Source organism: Martelella sp. UBA3392 (assembly GCF_002358775.1).
GTDB lineage: Bacteria > Pseudomonadota > Alphaproteobacteria > Rhizobiales > Rhizobiaceae > Martelella > Martelella mediterranea.
In genome coordinates this window covers 26,058-30,015 of record NZ_DEPM01000190.1, presented here as the reverse complement: position 1 = coordinate 30,015, position 3,958 = coordinate 26,058, and the positions used below count along the sequence as shown (strand labels likewise).

General features: G+C 61.2%; 3 protein-coding genes. All 3 read left to right on the top strand.

The window, feature by feature from the left end; all coding sequences use genetic code 11:
* Positions 1 to 49: 49 nt before the first annotated feature.
* Positions 50 to 2,143: an autotransporter outer membrane beta-barrel domain-containing protein gene (locus tag B4E36_RS14710; RefSeq protein ID WP_345900513.1), complete on the top strand. Its 2,094-nt coding sequence runs from the start codon at positions 50 to 52 to the stop codon at positions 2,141 to 2,143.
* A 182-nt stretch (positions 2,144 to 2,325) separates the two neighbouring features.
* On the top strand, positions 2,326 to 3,540 hold the full coding sequence (locus B4E36_RS14705; RefSeq protein WP_292055102.1) for a pyrophosphate--fructose-6-phosphate 1-phosphotransferase: 1,215 nt from the start codon (positions 2,326 to 2,328) through the stop codon (positions 3,538 to 3,540).
* Positions 3,541 to 3,584: 44 nt separating this feature from the next.
* A partial coding sequence (locus B4E36_RS14700) for a hypothetical protein (RefSeq protein ID WP_345900512.1) occupies positions 3,585 to 3,958 on the top strand: 374 nt, incomplete at its 3' end.

Below are 3,958 nucleotides of genomic sequence, written 5' to 3'. Positions count from 1 at the left end.
CAGATTTCCCGAGCCACCTCTAACGACCTCAATCACCATCGGCTCACAAATGACCCTGGATGCATCCAACGCGTATTATTCCATCATCAACCTCAATGATGCCCCGGACAATCAGATGCTGGTTAGCACCGCCGGCACGGTAACCGGTGACGTCATGCTTGGCGGGGGACCGTCCTCCTTCACACTTTCCGGCGGCTCTTTGACTGGCAATATCTACGGCGATTACGACAGTATGCGCGGCAACTCGTACGATGTCACCTATCCGGGCGATGACAGTTTCACCTGGTCAGGCGGCACGTTCGAGGACGGATACTACGGCCAAGGCGGTAATGACAGTGTGGAAATTGGGATTTCCGGCACAACCGGTTTTGCCGCCACTTTCGACGGCGGCGATGGCACCGATACGTTGGCCTTCAAGAACGGCACCATTTATAACTTCGAAGGAACGAAGATCACCAACTTCGAAAAAGTGAGTTTTGAAGGTGGCATATATTATATGGCCTCCAATGGCGGGACGGCGCTCAGCCTCAATGGCTTCACTGACTCCACCGGCAATCATCCGTTTGGCGAGATCACCGTTGCGAGTGAGGGCAACTGGAAAATCACACCGCAAACGCTGAATGTCGCAACACGGATCGAGGCCAGCCTCACCGTAACGCCGAGAGGCACTTTCTCCATCCAGTCAGGCGATGTGGTCTTCAGCGGGCCGTTTGATAATTCCGGCGTCATTCTGATCGATCCGGTGGTAATCGGCAGCACTTTGACAACCGAAAGCAGCTATAATGGAAATGGCGGAGCCCTTTCGCTGAATGCTGACTTTTACCCGTCGGGCGTCAGCGACACTTTGATAACGGCAGGAAATGTTTCGGGCAGCACCACCATGCTGGTCGTCCCATTCAATCCGTCGAGTACGCCGCGCGTCTTCAATCTAGTTGCAGTCAATCCTGAAGCAGATATCGATCCGGAGGCCTTTCATCTCTTAAACGGATCTCTGGTGGTGTCGGCGCTCGCCTATACGCTGGAATACTTCCCGGATGGGCTCCTGGGCCCATCTGAACAGCTTCCGCCCGGTTTCATACTGACGCCTGCAGCACCCGCCAACGCAGCGGCCTTCCTCGATGACGAATTCATCCATCGGGCAACGATCAAGGAGCTGATCGACGCCGGTCTGACGCTTCAACCCTACGTCCCCCTTTACGAGGCCTATCAGTCCGTGCTCCTCGAAATGACCCGCCTGCCCTCGCTCAAGACGCGTTCCGGCGGGCGCTATGAGGGTGGCGCGGCGATTACCGCGGGGCCGGCGCTCGATGCCGTCTGGGGGCGCGTCGGCGGCGGGTTTGATCATTTCGATCCGCAATCCTCCACCACCGGCTATGACTACGACATGTCGAGCTTCGAGATGCAGGCCGGGCTCGACGGGCTGTTCCTCGACAGTGCGGCCGGCGCGCTTGTCGGCGGCTTCACCGCCCATTACCAGACCGGCGAGGCCAAGGTGCATTCGCGCTATGGCGACAGCAAGATCCATCCTGATGGCTACGGCTTTGGCGGCACGCTGACATGGTTCGGCACAAACGGTTTTTATACCGATGCCCAGGCCGCCCTCACCTGGTATTCGAGCGAGTTGAAGGCCGATGACCTGCCGCTTTCCCCTGACGACAGCGATGCCTTCGGCTACGCGCTGTCGCTGGAGGCCGGGCAGGCTTTCGGCATCGGCGACGGCGTTTCGCTGACCCCGCAGGCCCAGCTTTCCTTCGCCTCGGTCTCCGTCGACAGCTTCACCGGCGCTTATTCCGACGATGTCAACTTCGACGACGGCCAGAGCCTGCTCGGGCGCGTCGGTCTGTCAATCGAGAAGGAAAGCGCCTGGACCGACGTCAACGGCCAGGCGCGCGCAGCCAATATCTACGGCCTCGCCAATCTCTATTACGAGTTCCTCGGCAAGACCACGGCGACGGTCGCCGATGTGCTCGACTTCTCCTCGGAACCCGACGACTTCACCGGCGAGATCGGCTTTGGCGGATCGATCGACTGGCAGGCGGGCAAGCTCAGATACTCCGCCTTCGCAGAACTCACCGCCTCCACCGGGTTTTCCACCGGCTCATACGGCTATGGCGGCAATGTCGGGCTGAAGGTCAGGTGGTGAGGTTCGCCGCTTAGCACATGCCCGTACCGGTCACACGGACGCGAGCAATCTCCGCTCGCGTCCGTCCCTTCATTTCCTGTTGCACTCCGGTCCGTCAAACCGATTTTATTGCTGAACGGTCTTTACACCCCGGCGCGGCTGACGCATCCATGGCGCAAAGTCGCAGCCAGGAAAGAGGTCCGATGTCCCAGCACAAAGTCGCCATGCTCACCGCCGGGGGGCTTGCCCCCTGCCTTTCCTCCGCCGTTGGCGGGCTGATCGAGCGCTATTCGGACATCGCGCCCGACACCCAGATCATCGCCTATCGCTCCGGCTATGCCGGGCTTCTGACCGGCGACAGCATGCCGATCACCCCGAATATCCGCCAGCAGGCCCATCTGCTGCACAAGTTCGGCGGCTCGCCGATCGGCAATAGCCGGGTGAAGCTAACCAACCGCAAGGACTGCGAGAAGCGCGGCCTGGTGCCGGCCGGCGCCGATCCGCTGCAGGTCGCCGCCGAGCAGTTGACCAAGGACGGCATCACCATTCTCCACACGATCGGCGGCGACGACACCAATACGACTGCGGCCGATCTCGCCGCCTATCTCAAGACCAATGGCTACGACCTGACCGTGGTCGGCCTGCCGAAAACCGTCGACAACGACGTCAAGCCGATCCGCCAGACGCTCGGCGCATGGACCGCGGCCGAATACGGCGCGGCCTTCTTCGACAATATCTCGAACGAACAGAGCGCCGCGCCCCGCACGCTGATCATCCACGAGGTGATGGGGCGGAGCTGCGGCTGGCTGACGGCGGCGACCGCGCGCGCCTATCTCGACCGGATCAAATCGGCCGAGTTCGTCGACGGCATGCTGATGAACCGCGCAATGAAGATGATCGACGGCGTCTATCTGCCGGAAACCGCCTTCGATCTGGAAAAGGAAGCCGCGCGCCTGAAGGAGGTCATGGACCGCAACGGCACCGTCTCGCTGTTCGTTTCCGAAGGCGCCTGCCTCGAGGCGATCGTCGCCGAGCGCGAGGCATCGGGTGCAGCGGTCACCCGCGACGCCTTCGGCCATGTCAAGCTCGACACCATCAATGTCGGCGACTGGTTCGCCAAGCAGTTCGCCGCGCTGCTCGGCGCCGAGCGCGCCATGGTCCAAAAGTCCGGCTATTACGCCCGTTCCGCCCCGGCCAACAATGACGATCTGCGGCTGATCCACTCGATGGTCGACCTTGCCGTGGAAAGCGCGCTGGACGGCATTTCGGGCGTGACCGGCCACGATGTCGAACGCAGCGGACAATTGCGCACGATCGAATTCGACCGGATCAAGGGCGGCGGCAGCTTCGATATCGAAACGCCGTGGTTCATTGCCGCAATGGAGGAAATCGGTCAGGAAATCGCTCCCGCCGATTGACCTTTTCCGCCGCGAGGTTTTTTATGATCATTGCGGATGGAGGAATGCCTTTGAGTACCGGTATCGCGGCGGCATACGCCGCGCTCGTTTTCCTGCTCTTCTCTCTGCCTTCGGGTCGAATGCTGGATTTCGCCGACAGGCGCTATCAGCGCGGACTGAAGGCCCTGCCCGCGGTCGGCCTCGGCATCCTGCTCGCCCGCGCCGTGTTTTTCGGCATCGGCCTTGCGGCGACCATGGCATTTGTGCGCGTGATGCCGAGCGGCATGGCGCTTGCGCGGATCGTCGCCTGCGTGGTGATCGTCATCGCGGTGCTGAAAGGCTTTTCCGGCCTCAAACGCCCCTTCCCCGGCGCCGACAATGACAATATCGCAAAACCGCAGCCGTTGCGGAGCATCTGGCAGGGCATGCGCTGTCGCGA

Coding starts and splice junctions, on each gene's coding strand:
- B4E36_RS14705 (WP_292055102.1), top strand. CDS start 2,326: ATGTCCCAGCACAAAGTCGCCATGCTCACCGCCGGGGGGCTTGCCCCC.
- B4E36_RS14710 (WP_345900513.1), top strand. CDS start 50: ATGACCCTGGATGCATCCAACGCGTATTATTCCATCATCAACCTCAAT.